The following is a 21,255-nucleotide window of genomic DNA, read 5'->3' on the forward strand; positions in this document are numbered from 1 at the left end:
GGGATGATGGGAAACGGTCCGGCACCCCGGAGGGGCCAGAACGCACAGCATACAAGAAACGCCCGCGCCGGCCCCGCCCTTCACCAGCCCGGTTGTGCCGCCGCCTTGCGCAGGCCCACCCACTGCATTTCGGCCAGCAGGCCCACCGCCACCGCCTGGATGGCGATGAAGGCCTTGCCGGTCAGCGTGGGCGTCACCACATCGCCCAGCAGCAGGGCCAGACAAGCCGCCACCCACAGGAGGTTCGCGCCTATCAGCAGCCAGACCAGCCCTGCGAGCATCCACTGGCGCGTGGCGATGAAGCAGATCAAGGCCACATAGCCCAAAATCGCCCAGCCTGACGCCACCAGCAGAGTTTCAGGCAAGCCGAGCAGGGCGGCCAGCCAGCCGGTCAGCAGCAGTTGAAGTGCACCGGTGGCCGCACCGGTGGCGGCGTCGAGCCAGAGCACGCTGCGCAGGAAGCGGGGCGAAGCCGTGAGGGAAGAGAAGGAAGCAACAGCAGACATGAAATACTCCTTGAGTGAATCAGGATGGAGGAACAAGGGACAGCGATTTGACGGAGTACCGCAGCCGGCTGTCCATCGGCTGCGGTCATGGGGCCATGATTCCCGCCGCAGCGCGCAGCGTCGATAACCTGCGAGGTAATGGCCCGCATGCCGCGCCGGCTTTACGATGGCGCCATGACTGCCAGCCTTTACCCCCCCACCCGGCCTGCTCGCTCCACCCCGCTGCCTTTTGGTGAGCACCTGCGTCACTGGCGCCAGCACCGGCGCCTGAGCCAGCTGGACCTGGCCAGCGAGGCCGACATTTCGACGCGGCACCTGAGTTTTGTCGAAACCGGCCGCGCCGTGCCCAGCCGCGAGATGGTGCTGCGCCTGTCCGAGCGGCTGGAGATTCCGCTGCGCGAGCGCAACACGCTGCTGGTGGCGGCCGGGTATGCGCCCATGTACCGCGAACGCCCGCTGGACGACCCGGCGCTGGCCTCGGCCCGGCAGGCGGTGGAGCTGATCCTCAAGAGCCACGAACCCTTCCCGGCGCTGGCACTGGACCGGCACTGGAACCTGCTGGCCGCCAACGCCGCCCTGCCGCATCTGCTGGCCGGCGCTGCCCCCGAGCTGCTGCAGGCGCCCATCAACGTGCTGCGCCTGAGCCTGCACCCGCGCGGCCTGGCCAGCAAGATCGTCAACCTTGTCCAGTGGCGCAAGCACCTGTTCGAGCGGCTGCGCCAGCAGATCGCCGCCACGGCCGACCCGGTGCTGGCCGACCTGCTGGCCGAACTTCAGGGCTACCCGGTGCCCGAAGGCGCCGACGAGACGCACCTCGAAGGCGAACACCTGGGCGTGGTCATGCCCTTCCAGTTCCGCACCGACCACGGCGTGCTGAGCTTCATCAGCACTGTCACCATTTTTGGCACCCCGGTGGACGTGACCCTGCAGGAGCTGATGCTGGAGACCTTTTTTCCGGCCGACGCCTTCACCACCCAGGTTCTGCACCGGCTGCTGTCGCCCGCGTGATCGCGCGGCGGCAAGGCTTCGCGCACCATGCAGCCAGGAGCCCCCCATGAGCGACACCACCCATCACCGAATCTGCCCCCTGTGCGAAGCCTGCTGCGGTCTCGAACTCAAGGTCCGCGAGGGCAAGGTCATCAGCATCCGTGGCCATGACAGCGACGCTTTCAGCGCCGGCTACATCTGCCCCAAGGGCGTGGCGCTGAAAGACCTGCACGAAGACCCGGACCGGCTGCGCACGCCGCTGATCAAGCGCAACGGGGAGTTTGTGCCGGCCAGCTGGGATGAAGCCTTTGCCGAGATCGAGCGCCGCCTGCCGCCACTTCTTGCGCAGCATGGCCGCCAGGCGGGCGCCATCAGCGTGGGCAATCCGTCGGCGCACAAGATCGGCCTGCTGCTTTATTTTTCGCGGCTGGCCAAGGCGCTGGGATCGCGCAATGTATTTTCAGCGTCGACGCTGGACCAGATGCCCAAGCAGCTCTCCAGCGGGCTGATGTTCGGCCACTGGCTCAGCATTGCCGTGCCCGACATCACGCGCTGTGACTTTCTGCTGGTGCTGGGCGCGAATCCGCTGGCGAGCAACGGCAGTCTGTGGACCGTGCCCGACTTCAAGGGCAAGGCCAAGGCCATGCAGGCGCGTGGCGGCAAGCTGGTGGTGATCGACCCGCGCCGCACCGAAACTGCCGCCGTGGCGGACGCCCACCACTTCATCCGCCCCGGCGCCGACGTGTTCCTGCTGCTGGGCCTGGTACACACGCTGTTTGACGAAAAGCTGGTGCGGCTGGGGCGCATCGCGCCCCTGGTCGATGGTGTGGATGCTGTTGAAGCCGCCGTGCAGGGATTCAGCGCCGAGGTGGTGGCACCGCGCTGCGGCATCGACGCTCAAACCATACGCAGCCTGGCGCGGCAACTCGCCGCTACGCCGCGCGCCGCGGTGTATGGCCGCATCGGCACCTGCACGCAGGAATACGGCACGCTGGCAAGCTGGCTGGTCGATGTGCTCAATGTGCTGACCGGCCACCTCGACGAGCCCGGCGGCGCGATGTTCCCGAAAGCCGCCGCCTTCGCGCACAACACCGCCGGCCAGCCCGGCAGCGGTCGCGGCATCACGACCGGGCGCCATACCAGCCGGGTCAGCGGTGCGCCCGAGGTCTTCGGCGAATTGCCCATGACCTGCCTGGCCGAAGAAATTGAAACGCCCGGCCCCGGCCAGGTGCGCGCGCTGATCACGGTGGCCAGCAACCCGGTGCTTTCATCACCCAACGGCGCGCGGCTGGCGCAGGCCCTCGACAGCCTGGACTTCATGGTCAGCCTGGACATCTATGTCAACGAAACCTCGCGCCATGCCGACGTGATCCTGCCCGGCCCGTCGCCGCTGGAGGACATGCATTACGACGTGGCGTTCCCGCAGTTTTCCTGGCGCAACCATGCGCGTTACAGCGCGCCGGTGTTCGCCGCGCCGCAAGGCCAGCCGGCGGAGTGGGAAACCCTGCTCAAGCTCGCGGCCATCGTGCAGGGCGAAGGCGCCGGTGCCGATGCCGGGCAACTCGACGACCGCCACTTTGCCGAGGATGCCAAAAAACGGTTCGGCGACCACGCCGACGCCGTGATCGACGCCATGCAAGGTCTGCGCGGGCCGGACCGCCTGCTCGAACTCGCGCTGCGCACTGGCCCCTATGGCGACCAGTTTGGCCGGGACCCCGCAGGCCTGACCCTGGCCAAGGTGCAGGCCGCACCGAACGGCATCGACCTGGGTGAACTGCAGCCGCGCATGCCCGAGCTGCTGCGCACACCTTCCGGCAAGATTGAACTCGCGCCGCCCTCGCTGCTGAAGGACCTGCAGCGCGCCGCCCAGGCGATCACGCAGCCAGTGCCGGCCATGGTGATCGTCGGCCGGCGCGACGTGCGCTCCAACAACAGCTGGATGCACAACCTGCCCGTGCTTGCGAAAGGGCCGATGCGCTGCACGGCGCTGGTTCACCCGGACGACGCGAAGCGCCTGGGTCTGACGGACGGCGCGCCGGCGCGCATCAGCAACCAGGGACGCAGCATCGAGGCGCAAGTGCAGGTTAGCGAGGAGATGATGCCCGGCGTCGTGAGCCTGCCGCACGGCTGGGGCCATGGCCTCCCGGGCACGCGCATGGCGCTGGCCGCCGAACGGCCCGGCGCCAACCTCAATGCCCTGCTCGACGAAGACCGGCGCGACCCGCTGTCGGGCAACGCGGTGCTCAGCGGCGTGCCAGTGGAACTTCAGGCTGTCAGCGCCTGAGGCCAAGGTTTTCGCGAGCTTACTAAAGAAATCGCGCGTTGGCCCTTGTTGCACAGGCGCAAGCAGCTATCAAATAAATAGCAGATTGAAGTAGCTCTTCAATCGACTGACATGCCGCAACTGAGGTTGACCACGGTGCCCGTCATGGCGCCGGCTTGTTCCGACGCGAGGAACACGGCGGTGTTGGCAATCTCGGCCAGGCGCGGCAGTCGCTTGAGCAGCGTGCCTTCGGCAGCGCCGGCCAGCATCTCGTCAATGCCCATGCCCGCGGGCAAGGCGACCTGGCGAAACACATCGCGGCTGTGAGAGCCCCGCGTCACGGCCTCCGGAATCGCATGCGAGCGCAGGCAGAGCACGCGCACACCGTCAGCGCCCAGTTCACCAGCCAGATGCCGCGTCATGGCCTCCACACCCGCACACGCCACGCAGTGGCCCAGGAAGCCCGGGCCGACCATTTTTGCCGCCGGCGTGGTCAGCATCAGGATCACACCCGCCCCTTCCCTGACCATGTGCCGGGCCACCGCTTTGGCGGTGATGAAGTTGGTGCGGGAGTAGGCCTCCACCGGGTAGCTGTAGTCGGCCAGCGACAGGCTGGCCAGCGGCACCCCCTGCACGTGAAAAAAACCGACCGCGTTCAACGCAATGTCAATGCTGCCCGCTTCGGCCACCACTTTGTCCGCATGCCGGTTCACCGCGTCCTCATCCAGCGCATCCACCCGTGCGGTCTCCGCCTTGCCACCGGCGGCCACAATGTCGCGCGCCACCGCGTCGAGTTTTTCAGGCGAACGGCCCGCAAGAAACACGCGCGCGCCGGCCCCGGCAAATGCACGCGCCGCGGCGCCACCTATGACGCCGCCCCCGCCGTAGACCACGGCCACCTTGCTTCTCAGGATCATTTTTTGTTCCGGCGGTTTACAGCTCGACCAGTGTCTTGAAGCCGCCCCAGAACATGCGTTTGCCGTCGAAAGGCATGGCTTTCGGGTCCATCATGTCGGCCAGACGCGGGTCACTCATGACCTTGGCGTTGACCGCGTCGCGGTGCTTGCGCGAGGTGTAGACGATCCACGAAAAAACCACCGTCTCGTTGGCCTTGAGCTTGACGCTTTGCGGAAACGAGGTGCTCTTGCCTGGTTTCACATCGTCGGCCACACATTCGACGTATTCCAGCGCGCCGTGCTCGCGCCAGATCTTGCCGGCCTTTCGCGCCATGCGGCGGTAGGCATCCAGGTTTTCCGTAGGTACCGGAACGACAAATCCATCAACATAACGACTCATGTGAACTCTCCTTGGGTTTACTCAAAAGATTAGGGAGCGCTTGCAGGCCGCAGCCTTGCCCGTTTTTCGGCGGGGAGCTGCGGCTTACTCCGCACCCTGCCCGGCGGCTGGCAATGTGGCAGCCGCAACGCCGGTACGCATCAGCACCGCGCCCAGTACCGCCGCGGCGGCCGCAAACACAGCCCCCAGAAGAAAAGCCAGCTGGTAGCCGCCATTGAGGGCTGCCAGCGGCTGCGCGCCCGCGCTCGTCAGGTGAGCGGTACGTGCGGCGGCTGCGCTGGCCAGCACCGCCAGCCCCAACGCCCCGCCCATCATGAAGGCGGTGTTGACCACGCCCGACGCAATGCCCGACTCGCTCGGCGCCACATCGCTCATGGCGGCCAGCAGCACAGGGTTGAAGGCCATGATCAGGTTGGCCGGCAGAAAGCCCAGCCCGACCTGCATCGCGCTGTAGCCCAGCACCAACTGCATATAGAGCGCGGAAATAAAGAACCAGGCAAACATGGCCGCTGCCCACAACACACCGACGAGGTTGGCTACGGCCACATTGCGCAGGCGAAACAGGCCCAGGGGCACCAGCGGCGTGGGCACGCGCGACTCGATGCGCAGGAACACGCCCATCAGCACGGCTGCTGCGGCCAGCATCCCCAGCGTCTGCGAGGAAGTCCAGCCGGTCTCGTTGCCGTTGACGATGGCGTAGACCGCCAGCATCAGCGACGAAGTCACCGTGACTGCGCCCGCCACGTCAAGACGCGCGCCTGCCGCCCGCCCGCGCCCGCCGGGCAGCAGAACCAGGCACAGGGCGAAGACAGCCACGCCTATGGGCAGGTTGACGAGAAAGATCCAGTGCCAGTTGAGGGCATCGGTCAGCACGCCGCCCAGCAGCACGCCTATGCTGCCGCCGCCGGCACAGACAAAACCGTAGACACCCATGGCCTTGGCCCGCTCGGCCGGCTCGATGAACAGATTCATGATGAGGGAGAGCGCAATGGCCGACACCACGGCGCCGCCCAGACCCTGCACGGCGCGCGCCACAATCAGCAGCCCTTGGGAGTTGGCCAGGCCGCAGGCCAGTGACGCCAGCGTGAACAGCACCAGGCCGGCCAGAAACAGCCGGCGTTGCCCGTACAGGTCACCCAGCCTTCCGCCCAGCAGCAGAAAGCCGCCAAACGTGAGCATGTAGGCATTGACGACCCAGACCAGCGAGGTCTCCGAAAAAGCCAGGTCGGTGCGTATCGACGGCAGGGCCACGTTCACGATGGTGGTGTCGAGCACGATCATCAGCACACCGAGGCAAAGCACAGTGAGCGCCCACCAGCGTCTGCGGCTGTCCATCGCGGCACTCATGCGCACCGCCCGGGACAGCCGGACGCCGGCGCTGCGGGTTGGACGGAAAAACGAGACATCGGCAAGTCCATGGTTGTGCTTTCAAGGCAAGTGTGCAAAAAGTGGGCGGGAACCACACACTTTCATTAATTGTGTACGGTGTACACAAAAGCATACCAAAAATCATGAGCAGCGTCCACATCACGGGTGCCCGCTGCAGTTGGCGCCCTCCGTCGGGGCCGGATCGCTCTTTTTTTGATAGCTGCTTGCGTCCGTCCGTAAAGGGCTCAAGGCACTTTTGGCTACCAACCGCCAACACGGACCGGCACCGGCACCGCCCGGGCTGTCGGCATGCACTGACAGCCAGCGGGGACCGTGACTGATGAAAATGCGTGGCGCAGGCGCCTAAGGTGGATCCTGAATCCATTCACCACGCAAGCACTCACGGAGCCCGCATGAACACCCCTACTGCCGACAAGCAAACCCTCTGGGACCTGATCAAGGACATCAAATTCGGCATGCTGACGCACCGCCATACCGACGGCATGCTGCACAGCCACCCGCTGACCACCCAGAACCAGTCTGCTGACGAAGACGCGCGTCTGTATTTCTTTGTTTCACGCAACAGCGAAATCGCCCGCCGCCTGGGGCAGGACGGCAATGTCAACGTGTCGTACGCCGACCCCGGCCGGGACAGCTATGTGTCCCTGTCCGGCCAGGGCGCGATTGTCGAAGACAGCGCGAAAAAGGCAGCCCTGTGGTCGCCGATGGCCAAGGCCTGGTTTCAAGGCCCCACTGATCCGGATCTCGGGCTGCTGGAAATCAGCATCCGCCACGCCGAATACTGGGACGTGAAGGAAAGCAAGATGGTTCAGTTGGCCAAGATGGCCAAAGCCGCGCTGACCGGCGAGCCACCGAAAAACCTGGGCGAGCACAAAGAGCTGAAGCTGTCCTGAAGCACCGGTTGCACGACATGCCACTTCTGTGCTTCAACAAGGCGACCGACCCGGCCGCACCCGACGACCTGCGGATCAACCCGGCGGCCGTGCTCTACGTGGAAGCATCGCGGGCGGACCTGCTCGGCCAGACCACCATCCACCTGCTGGGACAGGGCACCAGCGTTAACGCGGTCACGCAGTCCACCGCCACCGTGATCAGTGCCATCGGCGGCCTGGTGGGCGCCAGGCGCCACTACCTTGCGCCGCCGCCCGACGATGGGGCGAGCACCGTGTACATCTCACCCATCAATGTCAGCCATGTGCGGCCCAACCTGCCCGCCTCGTCGGACTTCTGGTATGTGAAGTTTGTCGACGGTTCGGAGTTGCGCATCGTTGACCCCTTGCCGAGCGGTCTGTAGATCGCCCAGACAAAAAGCCCCGCAACTTTCGCTGCGGGGCTTTTTTTCGGGAGCGCCTGACTTAAGCCGGCACGCTGTCCTTCACCGTATCCGCCATGTCGGTGTAATCCTTGACCTGGTCAAAGTTCAGGTACTGGTAGACCTCGGCACTGGCGGCCGTCAGCACACCCATGTCGGCCATGTATTCCTGTTTCGTCGGGATGCGGCCCAGCTTGGAGCAGATGGCGGCCAGTTCGGCAGAACCGAGGTAGACGTTGGAGTTTTTACCCAGGCGGTTCGGGAAGTTGCGTGTCGAGGTGGAGAACACCGTCGCGCCCTCTTTCACCTGCGCCTGGTTGCCCATGCACAGGCTGCAGCCCGGCATTTCCATGCGCGCACCGGCCGAACCGAGCACGCCGTAGTGGCCTTCTTCTGTAAGTTGTTTGGCGTCCATCTTGGTCGGCGGCGCCATCCACAGCTTGACCGGGATGTCGCGCTTGTTCTCGAGCAGCTTGGACGCAGCGCGGAAATGGCCGATGTTGGTCATGCAGCTGCCGATGAACACCTCATCAATCTTGCTGCCGGCCACTTCGCCGAGGGTCTTCACGTCGTCCGGATCGTTCGGGCAGGCCACGATGGGTTCGTGGATGTCGGCCAGGTCGATCTCGATCACGGCGGTGTATTCCGCATCGGCATCGGCCTTGAGCAGTTGCGGGTCGGCCAGCCAGGCCTCCATGGCGGCGATGCGGCGCTTGATGGTGCGCACGTCCGAGTAACCCGAGGCAATCATCCACTTGAGCATGGTGATGTTGCTGGTGATGTACTCGATGATGGGTTCCTTGTTCAGGTGCACCGTGCAGCCGCCGGCAGAGCGCTCGGCCGAGGCATCGCTGAGTTCAAACGCCTGCTCGACCTTCAGATCGGGCAAGCCTTCGATTTCGAGGATGCGTCCCGAGAAGATGTTCTTCTTGCCCTGCTTGGCGACCGTCAGCAGGCCGGCCTTGATGGCATACAGCGGAATCGCGTTGACCAGGTCGCGCAGGGTGATGCCGGGCTGCATCTGGCCCTTGAAACGAACCAGCACCGACTCGGGCATGTCCAGGGGCATCACGCCGGTGGCAGCGCCAAAAGCGACCAGGCCAGAGCCTGCCGGGAAGCTGATGCCGATGGGGAACCGTGTGTGGCTGTCACCGCCGGTGCCGACCGTGTCGGGCAGAAGCATGCGGTTGAGCCAGCTGTGGATGATGCCGTCGCCCGGGCGCAGCGGGATGCCGCCGCGGTCGCTCATGAACTCGGGCAACTCGTGGTGCATCTTCACGTCGACCGGCTTGGGATAGGCGGCGGTGTGGCAGAAGGACTGCATCACCAGGTCAGCCGAAAAGCCCAGGCAGGCCAGGTCTTTCAGCTCGTCGCGGGTCATCGGGCCAGTGGTGTCCTGGGAACCGACGGAGGTCATCTTCGGCTCGCAATAGGTTCCCGGGCGCACGCCCTGGCCTTCGGGCAGACCGACTGCGCGGCCGACCATTTTCTGCGCCAGCGTGAAACCACGCTCGCTGGCGACGGGTGCCTGCGGCAGGCGGAACAGGGTGGAGACCGGCAAGCCCAACGCCCAGCGCGCCTTGGCGGTCAGGCCGCGGCCGACGATCAGCGGAATGCGGCCGCCGGCGCGCACTTCGTCAAACAACACCTCGCTCTTGAGCTTGAATTCGGCGATGACCTTGCCGTCTTTCAGCGCCTTGCCGTCGTAGGGGCGCAGCTCGATCACGTCGCCCATGGCCATCTGGCTCACGTCGAGCTCGATCGGCAGCGCGCCCGAGTCTTCCATGGTGTTGTAGAAAATCGGCGCGATTTTTGCGCCCAGGCAGACACCGCCAAAACGCTTGTTCGGCACAAAAGGGATGTCCTGACCGGTGAACCACAGCACCGAGTTGGTGGCCGACTTGCGTGACGAGCCGGTGCCCACCACGTCGCCGACATAGGCCACGAGGTTGCCCTTGGCTTTCAGCTCCTCGATGAATTTGACCGGGCCGCGTTTGCCGTCTTCTTCCGGCGTGACGCCGGGACGGGCATTTTTGTGCATCGCCAGCGCGTGCAGCGGAATGTCGGGGCGGCTCCAGGCGTCGGGTGCAGGCGACAGGTCGTCGGTGTTGATCTCCCCGGCCACCTTGAACACGGTCAGCTTGATGGACTCAGGGACTTCGGGGCGGCTGGTGAACCACTCGGCATCGGCCCAGCTTTGCAGCACGGCCTTGGCGTATTTGTTGCCCTTGTCGGCTTTTTCCTTGACGTCGTGAAACTGGTCGAACATCAGCAGGGTATTTTTCAGGCCGCTGGCGGCCTGGCTGGCGACGCTGTCTTCGGCGTCGTCGAGCAAATCGATCATCGGGCTGATGTTGTAGCCCCCAAGCATGGTGCCCAGCAATTGCGTGGCCTTTTCACGCGAGATCAACGAACACTTCTCGGTCCCGTGTGCCACGGCGGCCAGGTAGCTGGCCTTGACTTTGGCCGCGTCATCAACGCCGGCCGGCACGCGGTGCGTGATCAGCTCGACCAGAAAGGCCTCTTCGCCCTTGGGCGGGTTCTTCAGCAGCTCGATGACTTCGCCCGTCTGTTTGGCCGACAGCGGCAGCGGCGGGATGCCGAGCGCGGCGCGCTCGGCCACGTGGTTGCGATAACTTGTGATGAACTCGGACACCATGGTTTTTTCTCCTGTACTCAAAAAAATTTCAAAGCAGCGCGCGCCGTTGCTGGTCAGCTGTTATTCCGCTTTGGCGGGCAGCGCCGGTTGCGCTGAACCCGTGCCAGCCAGGGCGGGAGCCGGCTTGGCTACAGGCAGGGGATCCAGAATGCTCACCGGGGGGTTCTTTTTCATCTCGTCGGCAAAGGTCAGCTGCGCAGGGCTCATGCACTCGTCGGCCAGCCGCTGGCCCTGCTTCTGGCTCATCAGCATGGACTTGTTGCCCAGCTGCAGCCACATGGCGCCGGCACGGCCGTCTTCCAGGCGGATGGCGCCGGTACGGCTTCCGACAGGGTGCATGCGGAAACGCGTCTTGCCCGTTTGCACCAGGAAAAAGCCCGGGCGCTTCTCGCTCGGCGTGATGGTGACGAAAGCACCGAGTTCACAGGGAATCGTGCCCACATAGACCCGTTTGGCAATTTCCAGGTCTTCGGCGGTCAGCGTGACATTCGGGTCGTCATCGATGGGCGTCATTTCCTCGACCGCTTTGGCCGCCGAACGTTTGATCGGCGCGCGTTTGGCGGCCTGTTCGGGCTTCGCGACGGCCGCTTTGGGGGCGGGTTTGGGCGTGGCCGTCTGGGCCAGCAGCAGAGCGGGGGCGGCAAGCGCCAGGGCAGCAAGAACAATGCGTTTCATGGGGTTTCCTTGGGAAAAGATCGGCAATCTGGCAAGCAACTAATGAAGCGCGGCAGAAAAATATGCCTGCGCCTCATGCGGTAATACGCGGCCGGTCTGGTGCGCCCGCTCCAGCACCTGCCAGAAATAGCGGTAACTGGCGCGGTCGTGCAACTGGCCTTCAAAACTGATGGGCGCCCAATCGTCATGTGCGCCAGCAGCTATTATTTTTGTAGCGTTCTCGATCTCGCCTTCGCTGGGCGCAAAAGCCTCGAGGATGGGACGGATCTGGCCCGGGTGGATGCTCCACATGCGGGTGTAGCCGAACTCACGGGCGGCTTTTTGGGCAGCCGCCTTCATGGCTGCAGTGTCACTGAATTCGGTGACAACACAGTGCGAGGGAACTTTGGCGTACGCGTGGGAGGCCGAGGCAATCTCGAGCTTGGCGCGCACCACCAGCGGATGCGTGAACTGGCCCTGGCTGCTCATGCCAGCGGCGGGAATGGCACCGCCGTGGCTGGAGACAAAGTCCATCAGGCCGAAGCTGAGCGACTGCACACGCGGATGGGCCGCGATGGCGAAGGCACGGTGCACCGCCGCGGGTGATTCCAGCAGCACATGGACAGGCAGTTCAGCCCGCGAGGCCGCAGCCAGGGCGGCCACCACGCGTTCAACATCGGCGACCGATTCGACCTTGGGCACCATGAGGTGACAGAGCCTGTCGCCGACCTGGCCGGCAATGGTGGCAATGTCCGCTTCAAACGCCGGATGGTCCACCGCATGGACCCGCACGGCGACGCGTGCCCCGTCGGCGGCTTGCGCGACCAGCGCGCACACCAGTGCCGCGTGATCGGCCTCGCCACCCACGGGCGCGCCGTCCTCGCAGTCCAGCGTCACGTCGAACACGCAGGTGCCGAACTCCTCGGTCATCTCCGCCTGCAACTGCAGGCTTTTGCGCATCCGTGCTTCGACGCCGCTGTAGTGGTCACAGACCGGCAGGAAAGCTGCCGCGGCCTGTGCACCCAGAAGAACGTCGCGAGGATGTGTCACTACCGTGTGTGCTTCTGCAATCAGAGCAGGTGGGCGACGCCGGCCTGCTCACCCTGCAGCTCTTCCAGGGTCTTGTTGATGCGTTCCTGGCTGAACGCGTCGATCTCCAGGCCCTCGACCAGCTTGTATTCACCGCCTTCGCAGGTGACGGGGAAGCCGAACATCGTGTCCTTCGGAATGCCGTACTGGCCGTCCGACGGAATGCCCATGGTGACCCATTTGCCCTTGGTGCCCAGCGCCCAGTCGCGCATGTGGTCGATGGCGGCGTTGGCAGCCGAGGCGGCGGACGACGAACCGCGCGCTTCAATGATGGCGGCGCCGCGCTTGCCGACGGTGGGCAGGAACACGTTGGCGTTCCATTCCTGGTCGTTGATCATCTTGGCGACGCTTTCGCCATTGATGGTGGCGAAGCGGTAGTCGGCGTACATGGTCGGCGAGTGGTTGCCCCAGACCGTGAGTTTTTCGATGTCGGCCACGGCCTTGCCGGTTTTGGCGGCGAGCTGGCTGGCAGCACGGTTGTGGTCCAGGCGCAGCATGGCGGTGAAGTTCTTGCGCTGCAGGTCGGGCGCGCTTTTCATCGCGATGTAGGCATTGGTGTTGGCGGGGTTGCCAACCACCAGCACCTTGACGTTGCGGCTGGCGACGGCATTGAGTGCCTTGCCCTGCGCGGTGAAGATGGCGCCGTTGACGGCCAGCAGCTCGGCACGCTCCATGCCCGGGCCGCGGGGACGCGAACCCACCAGCAGCGCGTAGTCAGCATCCTTGAAGGCCTTCATGGGATCGTCATAGGCCTCCATGCCCACCAGCAGCGGGAAGGCGCAGTCGTCGAGCTCCATCATCACGCCCTTGAGCGCCTTTTGCGGGCCTTCCACAGGCACTTCCAGCAGTTGCAGGATCACCGGCTGGTCCTTGCCCAGCATTTCACCGGAAGCGATGCGAAACAGAAGTGCGTAACCGATTTGACCAGCGGCCCCTGTAACGGCAACACGGACGGGTTTTTTGCTCATGGTGGAGAACTCCAGGAAGGTTGTAAATCGGTTGAAGAGGTAACAATGAAGTGGTTTGCGCAGCCTGGGTGCCCCGAACGCATGTGACATACATCACACAGGGCAAAGCGTTGCGTCGACTCAGCCAAAGATTTTACGCTGGAAAACCCGCAGGCGTCAATTTGTCTTATGTCTTATATAAGATATGATTGGACAGCTTCACACACTCCCCATGGCCGCCATCCCGCCCCCGTCCGCCGATGATTTTGCAGGTGCCACGCCGGCCTTCAGCCCGTTGTACCAGCAGATCAAGGGCCTGATCCTGCAAAGCCTGCAATCGGGCGAGTGGAAGCCGGGTGAAGCCATTCCCTCCGAGATGGATCTTGCCGCGCGCTACCGCGTGAGCCAGGGCACGGTGCGCAAGGCCATTGATGAGCTGGCCGCCGACAACCTGGTGGTGCGGCGTCAGGGCAAGGGCACCTTTGTGGCCACGCACGCCGAGCAGCATGTGCAGTTCCGTTTTCTCAAACTCGTGCCCGACAGCGGCACGCCGGGCAGCGAAGGCCCGGCCCAGCGCGACATCATCGACTGCCGGCGCGTGCGCGCCAGCGCCGACATTGCCCGCGCGCTGGCGCTGCGCACCGGCGATGCCGTGCTGCAGGCACGCCGCGTGCTGAGTTTTGCCGGAACACCGACAATTCTGGAAGACCTCTGGTTGCCCGCGGCCCCGTTCAAGGGCCTGACCACCGAGCGGCTGGCCGACTACCACGGCCCGATGTACGCGCTGTTCGAGACCGAGTTCAATGTGCGCATGGTTCGCGCCGAAGAAAAAATACGCGCCGAGGCCGCCACCGACGGGCGCGAGCTGCTCCTGAAAGTGGAGCAAGGCACGCCCTTGCTGAGCGTGGAGCGCATTGCCTACACCTACAACGATGTGCCGATGGAGTTGCGGCGCGGTTATTACCGCACCGACACCCACTATTACCGCAATACCCTGAGCTGAAAGCGGCCATGGGCTTCAAGGGCAACAAGTCATCGCTGCCGAGCAAGACCTGCCTGGCCTGCGGCCGCGAGATGAGCTGGCGCAAAAGCTGGGCGAAAAACTGGGACCAGGTCAAATACTGCTCCCAGTCCTGCCGCGCGAACAAACCAGCAACAGGAAGGCCGGCAGCAGTAGCCGACAAAACATAGGCCGTATTGCACCGCGGGGCATTGGCGGCCGCACGGTTCAGGGACAATTGCGGCAATGCCTTCCGCTCCCTGCCGCCACCTGATCCTGATCCTGGGCGACCAGCTCGACGGCGACTCCGCAGCTTTCGACAACCTAGATCCCAACCGGGACGTCGTGCTGATGATCGAGGCACGGGAAGAGTCCACCCACGTCTGGTCGCACAAGGCGCGCACGGTGCTGTTTCTGTCAGCCATGCGGCATTTTGCCGACACGCTCCGGCAGCGCGGCTGGCGCGTGGCCTACCGCGCCCTCGATGCGGAAGGCGACCTCACACTGGCCGATGGCCTGCGCGCCGCCATCGCCCGGTACCGGCCTGAACGCGTCATGGGTGTGGAGCCGGGCGACCTGCGGGTTCGCAGGCAGATGGACGAGGCTCTTGAATCCCTTGTCAACCCGTCAGCCGCCACAGCAGCTGAACAGCCGGCTTCCTTCATGGAATGGCGTGAGGACCGGCATTTCATGTGCGCGCTGCCGCGGTTTCGACGCTGGGCCGGCCAGTCGGGCAGCCTGCGCATGGAGTTTTTCTACCGCATGATGCGCCAGGAATACCAGGTGCTGATGGACGACGGGAAACCGGCAGGCGGGCGGTGGAACTACGACGCCGACAACCGCAAGGGCTTTGGCAAAGCCGGGCCGCAGCATCTGCCCCGCCCCCCGGTGTTTGAACCCGACGCCATCACGCGCGAGGTCATGGCGCTGGTCGAGCAGGAGTTTGCCGATCATCCCGGCGAGCTGGGGCGCTTCAACTGGCCGGTTTCGCGTGAGCAGGCACTGCAGGCGCTGGCCGACTTCATCACCGAGCGCCTGCCCGACTTCGGCAAACACCAGGATGCCATGTGGACCGGCCTGGACTTCGGCTGGCACGCCCTGCTGTCGAGCTCGCTCAACCTCAAGCTGCTCAACCCGCTGGAGGTGGTGCTTGCCGCCGAGAACGCCTATCGCACCCGCCACCTTGATCTGGCCAGCGTGGAGGGATTTATCCGCCAGGTGCTGGGCTGGCGCGAATTCATCCGCGGCGTGTATTTCCTGGACATGCCAGGCCTCAAGACCGCCAACCACTTCGGCCACGACCGGCCCCTGCCCGCCTGGTACTGGACCGGCGAAACCCACATGAACTGCATGCACCAGTGCATCAGCCAGACACTGGCCAATGGCTACTCGCACCACATCCAGCGCCTGATGGTGACCGGCATGTTCGGAGTGGCGGCGCAAATCAGTCCGCAGCAGTTGTGCGACTGGTATCTGGCGGTGTATGTCGACGCGGTGGAATGGGTCGAGCTGCCCAATACGGCCGGCATGGCGCTGTTTGCCAACGGCGGGCGCTTCACCTCCAAACCTTATGTGGCCAGCGGCGCCTATGTCAAACGCATGAGCAACTATTGCAGCGGCTGCCGTTATGAGCCCGAAACGCGGACCGGCCCCAACGCCTGCCCGATGACCACGCTGTACTGGAATTTTCTGGACCGGCACGAAACGGCGTTCGCAGCCAACCCGCGGACGGCGCTGATGATCAAGCACCTGCAGGGCATGGCTCCGCAGGACAGGCAGCTGTTGCGCGCGCAGGCGCAGGACATGCTGGCCGGACTGGATCAGCTGTAATGTTCCCGTCAGCTTGCCCCGGTTTCGCGCGCTCCGACCGGCCGGCAACTCTTTTTTCGCCCCATTTTCCTGACAAAACCCTGCTGCCATGGCCTGGGCGGGCAGGTTCATTGCTGCGTTGCAATAGAATTCGAAGGTTTTCAGTTGTAACTGCTTTGTGCTTCACGGGCAGTTACCAGGCAGTTACCAGTCCTCTCCCCACGAAAGCCCAACAATGACAGAGCTGGCATCCAAACAGCGTCCCAAGCGGCCCGAGTTCCGCAACATCAACGCCTTCAAAGACCTGACGACCTACCGCATGACCCCTGCGGCCTGGGTGTCGATCCTTCACCGCGCCAGCGGCGCCATCATGTTCCTCCTGATGCCCTTCATCATCTGGATGTTCGACACCTCGCTTTCTTCGGAGATTTCTTTCGAGAAATTCAAGGCGGCCTTCAACGTCGGCATGCTGGGCTTGCCGGGCTTCATCTGGAAGCTGGTGGCCCTCGCCTTGATCTGGGCCTACCTGCACCACTTCATCGCCGGCCTGCGCCATCTCTACATGGACGCCACCCACCGGCTCAGCAACGAATTCGGCAAAAGCACCGCACTGGTCACGCTGTCACTGAGCATTCTGCTGACGCTGGTGCTGGGCGCCAAGCTGTTCGGCCTCTACTGATTCAAGGAGCATCCCCATGTCTGTGAACTACGGCTCCAAACGCCTCGTTGTCGGCGCACATTACGGCACACGTGACTGGCTGGCCCAACGCGTCACCGCAGCCCTGATGGCCCTTTTCACCGTTCTGCTGCTGGCCCAGGTGATCTTCACCAAGGGCCCCCTCGGTTATGACCGCTGGGCGGGCATTTTCGCGTCGCAGTGGATGAAGGTGCTGACGTTTGTCGTGATCCTCGCCCTGCTCTACCACGTGTGGGTCGGCATGCGCGACATCTGGATGGACTACGTCAAGCCGGTGTGGCTCAAGCTGTCCCTGGACGTGTTCACGATCGTGTGGCTGGTGGCCTGCGCCGGCTGGGGCATCCAGGTCCTGTGGCGCCTTTGAGCCCCGGAACCGAGCGCCCACTTCTGACGACCGACTTTTGAAAAAGCAATCATGACTGCATCCTCCAAGCTTCCCAAACGAAAATTCGACGTGGTGATCGTCGGGGCCGGCGGCTCCGGCATGCGTGCCTCGCTGCAGCTGGCGCGTGCCGGCCTGAACGTGGCCGTGCTCTCCAAGGTGTTCCCGACACGTTCGCACACGGTGGCGGCCCAGGGCGGCATCGGTGCCTCGCTCGGCAACATGTCCGAAGACAACTGGCACTACCACTTCTACGACACCGTCAAGGGCTCCGACTGGCTCGGCGACCAGGATGCGATCGAGTACATGTGCCGCGAGGCGCCCAAGGTCGTGTATGACCTCGAGCACATGGGCATGCCGTTTGACCGCAACCCCGACGGCACGATTTATCAGCGCCCCTTCGGCGGCCACACCGCCAACTATGGCGAAAAAGCCGTGCAGCGCGCCTGCGCCGCGGCCGACCGCACCGGCCACGCCATGCTGCACACCCTGTACCAGCAGAACGTCAAGGAAAAAACCAGTTTCTTCGTTGAATGGCTGGCCATGGACCTGATCCGCGACGCCGCTGGCGACGTGGTCGGCGTGACCGCCATCGAGATGGAAACCGGCGACGTGCATATCTTCGAAGCCAAGACCACCTTGCTGGCCACCGGCGGCGCCGGCCGCATTTTTGCGGCGTCAACCAATGCCTTCATCAACACCGGCGACGGCCTGGGCATGGCGGCGCGTGCCGGCATCCCGCTCGAAGACATGGAGTTCTGGCAATTCCACCCGACCGGCGTGCATGGCGCCGGCGTGTTGCTGACCGAGGGCTGCCGCGGCGAAGGCGCGATTTTGCGCAACAGCAACGGCGAGCGTTTCATGGAGCGCTACGCACCGGCCTACAAGGACCTGGCACCGCGCGACTATGTCTCGCGCTGCATGGACCAGGAAATCAAGGAAGGCCGCGGTTGCGGCCCGAACAAGGACTACATCAACCTCGACATGACCCACCTGGGTGCCGAGACCATCATGAAGCGCCTGCCTTCGGTGTTCGAGATCGGCCACAACTTCGCCAACGTGGACATCACCAAGGAACCGATTCCGGTGGTGCCCACCATCCACTACCAGATGGGCGGCATCCCGACCAACATCCACGGCCAGGTGGTCACGCAGGACGCCGACAACAAGAGCCAGGTTGTCAACGGCCTGTACGCCGTGGGCGAATGCGCCTGCGTCAGCGTGCATGGCGCCAACCGCCTGGGCACCAACTCGCTGCTCGACCTGCTGGTGTTCGGCCGCGCCGCCGGCAACCACATCGTCGAGTTCAACAAGACCACCGCCCACAAGTCCCTGCCGGCTGACGCCGCCGACGCCACGCTGGCGCGCATCGCGCGGCTGGACAACGCGACCGGCGGCGAATACGCCCAGGACGTGGCCAACGACATCCGTGCAGCCATGCAGCAGCATGCCGGCGTGTTCCGTACCCAGGCCATCATGGACGAAGGCGTGGCCAAGGTCGCCGCGCTGCGCGAGCGTGTCAACAATATCGGCCTCAAGGACAAATCAAGGATTTTCAACACCGCGCGCATCGAGGCGCTGGAAGTCGAGAACCTGATTGAGGCTGCCCAGGCGACCATTGTCTCGGCCGCTGCACGCCACGAAAGCCGCGGCGCGCACTCGGTGGACGACTACGGGGACACGCCAGAGCATCCGAACGGCCGCAACGACACCGACTGGCACAAACACACGCTGTGGCACAGCCAGGGCAATCGCCTGAGCTACAAGCCCGTGCAGATGAAGCCCCTGACCGTGGACTCCATCCCCCTGACCGTTCGCTCCTTTTAAGACAAGCGGGAACCTCATGACCAAACGTACTTTCAAGATCTACCGCTACGACCCGGACCAGGACACCAAGCCCTACATGCAGACCATCGAGGTCGAGCTCGATGGCAGCGAGCGCATGCTGCTCGATGCCCTGATGAAGCTCAAGGCGCAGGATCCGACGATCTCCTTTCGCCGCTCCTGCCGCGAGGGTGTGTGCGGCTCGGACGCCATGAACATCAACGGCAAGAACGGGCTGGCCTGCCTGACCAACATGCGCACGCTGCCAGGCACGATTGTGCTCAAGCCGCTGCCGGGCCTGCCGGTGGTGCGCGACTTGATCGTCGACATGACGCAGTTCTTCAAGCAGTACAACTCGATCAAGCCCTACCTGATCAACGACAACGTGCCGCCCGAGAAAGAGCGCCTGCAAAGCCCTGAAGAACGCGACGAGCTCAACGGCCTGTACGAGTGCATCCTGTGCGCCAGCTGTTCCACCAGCTGCCCCAGCTTCTGGTGGAACCCGGACAAGTTTGTCGGCCCGGCCGGCCTGCTGCAGGCCTACCGTTTCATTGCCGACAGCCGCGATGAAGCCACTGCCGAACGCCTGGACAACCTGGAAGACCCGTACCGCCTGTTCCGCTGCCACACCATCATGAACTGCGTCGATGTCTGCCCCAAGGGACTCAATCCCAGCAAGGCCATCGGAAAAATCAAGGAAATGATGGTCCTGCGCGCCGTCTGAGCATGCATACAGCAGACGAACTTCTTGGCGAACGCGCCCTGAGCAAACTCAAGTGGCGCTGCCGCCGCGGCCTGCTGGAAAATGACCTGCTGATCGAGAAGTTTTTCAGGCGGCACGAAGCCACGCTGACCGTCAGCCAGGCCCAAGGCCTGAATGATTTAATGGAATTGTCCGACAACGACCTGCTGGACCTTCTGCTAAAACGTCGGGAACCCGGCCAGCTTTCAGAAACAGATGCACAGGTAAGTGCATCTACTTACGAGGCCGTGCAGGTCTTAAACTTGATTCGCTCCGCAGCCACGGGCTCCGTGACCGACCCCCTTTGATTTGAAAAGAAAGACGCAAAAATGAAGCTAGCTGACAACAAAGCCACACTTTCCTTCAGCAATGGCAGCCCCAGTGTTGAGTTGCCGGTGTACCACGGCAGCGTCGGACCCGACGTCGTGGACATCCGCAAGCTGTACGCCCAGACCGGCATGTTCACCTACGATCCGGGCTTCCTGTCCACCGCGTCCTGCCAGTCGGCCATCACTTACATCGATGGCGACAAGGGTGAATTGCTGTACCGCGGCTACCCGATCGAGCAGCTGGCCACCAACTGCGACTACATGGAGACCTGCCATCTGCTGCTCTACGGTGAGCTGCCCAAGGCCGACCAGAAGAAGGAATTTGTCAGTCGTGTGACCAACCACACCATGGTCAACGAGCAGATGCAGTTTTTCCTGCGCGGCTTCCGCCGGGATGCGCATCCGATGGCCATCATGACCGGCCTGGTGGGCGCCCTGTCGGCCTTCTACCACGACAGCACCGACATCAACAATCCGGAGCATCGCGAGATTGCCGCGATCCGACTGATCGCCAAGATGCCCACGCTGGTCGCCATGGCCTACAAGTACACCATGGGCCAGCCCTACATGTACCCGAAGAACAACCTCAGTTATGCAGGCAACTTCCTGCACATGATGTTTGCCACGCCTTGTGAGGAGTACAAGGTCAACCCGGTGCTCGAACGCGCGCTGGACCGCATCTTCATCCTGCACGCCGACCACGAGCAGAACGCCTCCACCTCCACCGTGCGCCTGTGCGGCTCGTCCGGCACCAACCCGTTTGCAGCCATTGCAGCCGGTGTGGCCTGTCTCTGGGGCCCGGCCCACGGCGGCGCCAACGAAGCGGCCCTCAACATGCTGGGCGACATCCAGAAAGCCGGCGGCGTCGAGAAAATCGGCGAGTTCATCAAGCAGGTCAAGGACAAGAACTCCGGCGTCAAGCTGATGGGTTTTGGCCACCGCGTCTACAAGAACTACGACCCGCGCGCCAAACTCATGCAGGAAACCTGCAAGGAAGTGCTCAGGGAAATGGGCCTGGAAAACGACCCGCTGTTCAAGCTGGCCATGGCGCTGGAAAAAATCGCCCTGGAAGACGAATACTTCGTTTCGCGCAAGCTCTACCCCAACGTGGACTTCTACTCCGGCATCGTGCAGCGCGCCATCGGCATCCCCGTGCCACTGTTCACCGCGATCTTCGCGCTGGCCCGCACGGTCGGCTGGATCGCCCAGCTCAACGAGATGATCGGCGACCCCGAGTACAAGATCGGCCGTCCGCGCCAGCTGTTCAACGGCTCGGTCCAGCGCGACGTCAAGCCGATCAACGCACGCTGATCGGCCTGCACGCCTGAATCCGGCCCGCCCGTGGCAACACGGGCGGGCTTTTTTTGCGG

Annotated in this window: 21 protein-coding genes; 13 read left to right on the forward strand and 8 right to left on the reverse strand. The window is 63.9% G+C overall.

Annotated elements, in window-relative coordinates; all coding sequences use genetic code 11:
* Positions 1–80 precede the first annotated feature (80 nt).
* A complete protein-coding gene (locus PSV26_RS09180) occupies positions 81–506 on the reverse strand; it encodes a hypothetical protein (protein WP_300514890.1) in 426 nt (141 codons plus the stop codon).
* A 174-nt stretch (positions 507–680) separates the two neighbouring features.
* Here PSV26_RS09180 and PSV26_RS09185 point away from each other — a divergent pair, with 174 nt between their 5' ends.
* A complete protein-coding gene (locus PSV26_RS09185; RefSeq protein ID WP_300514887.1) occupies positions 681–1,514 on the forward strand; it encodes a helix-turn-helix transcriptional regulator in 834 nt (277 codons plus the stop codon).
* 46 nt (positions 1,515–1,560) lie between these two features.
* Positions 1,561–3,777, forward strand: coding sequence for a molybdopterin-dependent oxidoreductase (locus PSV26_RS09190; RefSeq protein ID WP_300570002.1), 2,217 nt, complete (start codon positions 1,561–1,563; stop codon positions 3,775–3,777).
* A gap of 98 nt (positions 3,778–3,875) precedes the next feature.
* Here the strand turns inward: PSV26_RS09190 and PSV26_RS09195 are convergent, their stop codons facing one another.
* The 3 genes from PSV26_RS09195 to PSV26_RS09205 all read right to left on the reverse strand — a co-directional run bounded on the left by PSV26_RS09195 (position 3,876) and on the right by PSV26_RS09205 (position 6,399).
* Positions 3,876–4,673 carry an SDR family oxidoreductase gene (locus tag PSV26_RS09195; protein ID WP_300570005.1) on the reverse strand — a complete coding sequence of 266 codons (798 nt, stop codon included), beginning with the start codon at positions 4,671–4,673 and terminating at the stop codon, positions 3,876–3,878.
* Between the two features lie 16 nt (positions 4,674–4,689).
* The gene (locus tag PSV26_RS09200) at positions 4,690–5,052 is read right to left on the reverse strand and encodes a DUF1428 domain-containing protein (RefSeq protein ID WP_300514878.1); all 363 of its coding nucleotides are present in this window, start codon (positions 5,050–5,052) and stop codon (positions 4,690–4,692) included.
* An 84-nt stretch (positions 5,053–5,136) separates the two neighbouring features.
* A complete protein-coding gene (locus PSV26_RS09205) occupies positions 5,137–6,399 on the reverse strand; it encodes an MFS transporter (protein ID WP_300570008.1) in 1,263 nt (420 codons plus the stop codon).
* Positions 6,400–6,833: 434 nt separating this feature from the next.
* Here PSV26_RS09205 and PSV26_RS09210 point away from each other — a divergent pair, with 434 nt between their 5' ends.
* Complete coding sequence (locus PSV26_RS09210) at positions 6,834–7,334, forward strand: pyridoxamine 5'-phosphate oxidase family protein (protein ID WP_300570011.1); 501 nt, start codon at positions 6,834–6,836, stop codon at positions 7,332–7,334.
* Between the two features lie 17 nt (positions 7,335–7,351).
* Positions 7,352–7,735 (forward strand): hypothetical protein, encoded by a 384-nt coding sequence (locus tag PSV26_RS09215; protein WP_300570014.1) that lies wholly within the window; start codon positions 7,352–7,354, stop codon positions 7,733–7,735.
* Between the two features lie 61 nt (positions 7,736–7,796).
* Here the strand turns inward: PSV26_RS09215 and PSV26_RS09220 are convergent, their stop codons facing one another.
* Genes PSV26_RS09220 through PSV26_RS09235 form a run of 4 tightly spaced genes read right to left on the reverse strand, consistent with a single transcriptional unit; the run spans position 7,797 to position 13,123 of the window.
* Positions 7,797–10,412 (reverse strand): bifunctional aconitate hydratase 2/2-methylisocitrate dehydratase, encoded by a 2,616-nt coding sequence (locus PSV26_RS09220; protein ID WP_300570096.1) that lies wholly within the window; start codon positions 10,410–10,412, stop codon positions 7,797–7,799.
* Between the two features lie 60 nt (positions 10,413–10,472).
* The gene (locus PSV26_RS09225; RefSeq protein WP_300514863.1) at positions 10,473–11,087 is read right to left on the reverse strand and encodes a hypothetical protein; all 615 of its coding nucleotides are present in this window, start codon (positions 11,085–11,087) and stop codon (positions 10,473–10,475) included.
* A gap of 39 nt (positions 11,088–11,126) precedes the next feature.
* The gene (locus PSV26_RS09230) at positions 11,127–12,116 is read right to left on the reverse strand and encodes an aldolase/citrate lyase family protein (protein WP_300514860.1); all 990 of its coding nucleotides are present in this window, start codon (positions 12,114–12,116) and stop codon (positions 11,127–11,129) included.
* A 20-nt stretch (positions 12,117–12,136) separates the two neighbouring features.
* Complete coding sequence (locus PSV26_RS09235) at positions 12,137–13,123, reverse strand: malate dehydrogenase (protein WP_300570016.1); 987 nt, start codon at positions 13,121–13,123, stop codon at positions 12,137–12,139.
* A gap of 211 nt (positions 13,124–13,334) precedes the next feature.
* Between PSV26_RS09235 and PSV26_RS09240 the strand changes: the two genes are divergently transcribed.
* The 9 genes from PSV26_RS09240 to gltA all read left to right on the forward strand — a co-directional run bounded on the left by PSV26_RS09240 (position 13,335) and on the right by gltA (position 21,196).
* The gene (locus PSV26_RS09240) at positions 13,335–14,105 is read left to right on the forward strand and encodes a GntR family transcriptional regulator (RefSeq protein ID WP_300514854.1); all 771 of its coding nucleotides are present in this window, start codon (positions 13,335–13,337) and stop codon (positions 14,103–14,105) included.
* Between the two features lie 8 nt (positions 14,106–14,113).
* Positions 14,114–14,293, forward strand: coding sequence for a DUF2256 domain-containing protein (locus PSV26_RS09245; RefSeq protein ID WP_300570019.1), 180 nt, complete (start codon positions 14,114–14,116; stop codon positions 14,291–14,293).
* 55 nt (positions 14,294–14,348) lie between these two features.
* Positions 14,349–15,932 carry a cryptochrome/photolyase family protein gene (locus PSV26_RS09250; RefSeq protein WP_300570022.1) on the forward strand — a complete coding sequence of 528 codons (1,584 nt, stop codon included), beginning with the start codon at positions 14,349–14,351 and terminating at the stop codon, positions 15,930–15,932.
* Positions 15,933–16,146: 214 nt separating this feature from the next.
* Positions 16,147–16,590 carry a succinate dehydrogenase, cytochrome b556 subunit gene (gene sdhC / locus PSV26_RS09255; RefSeq protein WP_300514845.1) on the forward strand — a complete coding sequence of 148 codons (444 nt, stop codon included), beginning with the start codon at positions 16,147–16,149 and terminating at the stop codon, positions 16,588–16,590.
* A 16-nt stretch (positions 16,591–16,606) separates the two neighbouring features.
* Positions 16,607–16,972 carry a succinate dehydrogenase, hydrophobic membrane anchor protein gene (gene sdhD / locus PSV26_RS09260; RefSeq protein WP_300514842.1) on the forward strand — a complete coding sequence of 122 codons (366 nt, stop codon included), beginning with the start codon at positions 16,607–16,609 and terminating at the stop codon, positions 16,970–16,972.
* A gap of 51 nt (positions 16,973–17,023) precedes the next feature.
* Positions 17,024–18,817: a succinate dehydrogenase flavoprotein subunit gene (gene sdhA, locus PSV26_RS09265; protein WP_300514839.1), complete on the forward strand. Its 1,794-nt coding sequence runs from the start codon at positions 17,024–17,026 to the stop codon at positions 18,815–18,817.
* 16 nt (positions 18,818–18,833) lie between these two features.
* Positions 18,834–19,538 carry a succinate dehydrogenase iron-sulfur subunit gene (locus PSV26_RS09270; RefSeq protein ID WP_300514836.1) on the forward strand — a complete coding sequence of 235 codons (705 nt, stop codon included), beginning with the start codon at positions 18,834–18,836 and terminating at the stop codon, positions 19,536–19,538.
* A gap of 2 nt (positions 19,539–19,540) precedes the next feature.
* Positions 19,541–19,864, forward strand: a complete 324-nt coding sequence (locus PSV26_RS09275) for a succinate dehydrogenase assembly factor 2 (RefSeq protein ID WP_300570025.1) — start codon at positions 19,541–19,543, stop codon at positions 19,862–19,864.
* A 21-nt stretch (positions 19,865–19,885) separates the two neighbouring features.
* Positions 19,886–21,196 carry a citrate synthase gene (gene gltA / locus PSV26_RS09280; protein WP_300514830.1) on the forward strand — a complete coding sequence of 437 codons (1,311 nt, stop codon included), beginning with the start codon at positions 19,886–19,888 and terminating at the stop codon, positions 21,194–21,196.
* Positions 21,197–21,255: the final 59 nt, after the last annotated feature.

It is taken from the genome of Polaromonas sp. (assembly GCF_029945685.1).
In the GTDB taxonomy this organism is placed as follows: domain Bacteria; phylum Pseudomonadota; class Gammaproteobacteria; order Burkholderiales; family Burkholderiaceae_C; genus Polaromonas.

What these genes read in the sequence shown, in the direction of transcription:
- PSV26_RS09180 (WP_300514890.1), bottom strand. Translation starts at nt 506, where the DNA reads ATGTCTGCTGTTGCTTCCTTCTCTTCCCTCACGGCTTCGCCCCGCTTC.
- PSV26_RS09185 (WP_300514887.1), top strand. Translation starts at nt 681, where the DNA reads ATGACTGCCAGCCTTTACCCCCCCACCCGGCCTGCTCGCTCCACCCCG.
- PSV26_RS09190 (WP_300570002.1), top strand. Translation starts at nt 1,561, where the DNA reads ATGAGCGACACCACCCATCACCGAATCTGCCCCCTGTGCGAAGCCTGC.
- PSV26_RS09195 (WP_300570005.1), bottom strand. Translation starts at nt 4,673, where the DNA reads ATGATCCTGAGAAGCAAGGTGGCCGTGGTCTACGGCGGGGGCGGCGTC.
- PSV26_RS09200 (WP_300514878.1), bottom strand. Translation starts at nt 5,052, where the DNA reads ATGAGTCGTTATGTTGATGGATTTGTCGTTCCGGTACCTACGGAAAAC.
- PSV26_RS09205 (WP_300570008.1), bottom strand. Translation starts at nt 6,399, where the DNA reads ATGAGTGCCGCGATGGACAGCCGCAGACGCTGGTGGGCGCTCACTGTG.
- PSV26_RS09210 (WP_300570011.1), top strand. Translation starts at nt 6,834, where the DNA reads ATGAACACCCCTACTGCCGACAAGCAAACCCTCTGGGACCTGATCAAG.
- PSV26_RS09215 (WP_300570014.1), top strand. Translation starts at nt 7,352, where the DNA reads ATGCCACTTCTGTGCTTCAACAAGGCGACCGACCCGGCCGCACCCGAC.
- PSV26_RS09220 (WP_300570096.1), bottom strand. Translation starts at nt 10,412, where the DNA reads ATGGTGTCCGAGTTCATCACAAGTTATCGCAACCACGTGGCCGAGCGC.
- PSV26_RS09225 (WP_300514863.1), bottom strand. Translation starts at nt 11,087, where the DNA reads ATGAAACGCATTGTTCTTGCTGCCCTGGCGCTTGCCGCCCCCGCTCTG.
- PSV26_RS09235 (WP_300570016.1), bottom strand. Translation starts at nt 13,123, where the DNA reads ATGAGCAAAAAACCCGTCCGTGTTGCCGTTACAGGGGCCGCTGGTCAA.
- PSV26_RS09240 (WP_300514854.1), top strand. Translation starts at nt 13,335, where the DNA reads ATGGCCGCCATCCCGCCCCCGTCCGCCGATGATTTTGCAGGTGCCACG.
- PSV26_RS09245 (WP_300570019.1), top strand. Translation starts at nt 14,114, where the DNA reads ATGGGCTTCAAGGGCAACAAGTCATCGCTGCCGAGCAAGACCTGCCTG.
- PSV26_RS09250 (WP_300570022.1), top strand. Translation starts at nt 14,349, where the DNA reads ATGCCTTCCGCTCCCTGCCGCCACCTGATCCTGATCCTGGGCGACCAG.
- sdhC (WP_300514845.1), top strand. Translation starts at nt 16,147, where the DNA reads ATGACAGAGCTGGCATCCAAACAGCGTCCCAAGCGGCCCGAGTTCCGC.
- sdhD (WP_300514842.1), top strand. Translation starts at nt 16,607, where the DNA reads ATGTCTGTGAACTACGGCTCCAAACGCCTCGTTGTCGGCGCACATTAC.
- sdhA (WP_300514839.1), top strand. Translation starts at nt 17,024, where the DNA reads ATGACTGCATCCTCCAAGCTTCCCAAACGAAAATTCGACGTGGTGATC.
- PSV26_RS09270 (WP_300514836.1), top strand. Translation starts at nt 18,834, where the DNA reads ATGACCAAACGTACTTTCAAGATCTACCGCTACGACCCGGACCAGGAC.
- PSV26_RS09275 (WP_300570025.1), top strand. Translation starts at nt 19,541, where the DNA reads ATGCATACAGCAGACGAACTTCTTGGCGAACGCGCCCTGAGCAAACTC.
- gltA (WP_300514830.1), top strand. Translation starts at nt 19,886, where the DNA reads ATGAAGCTAGCTGACAACAAAGCCACACTTTCCTTCAGCAATGGCAGC.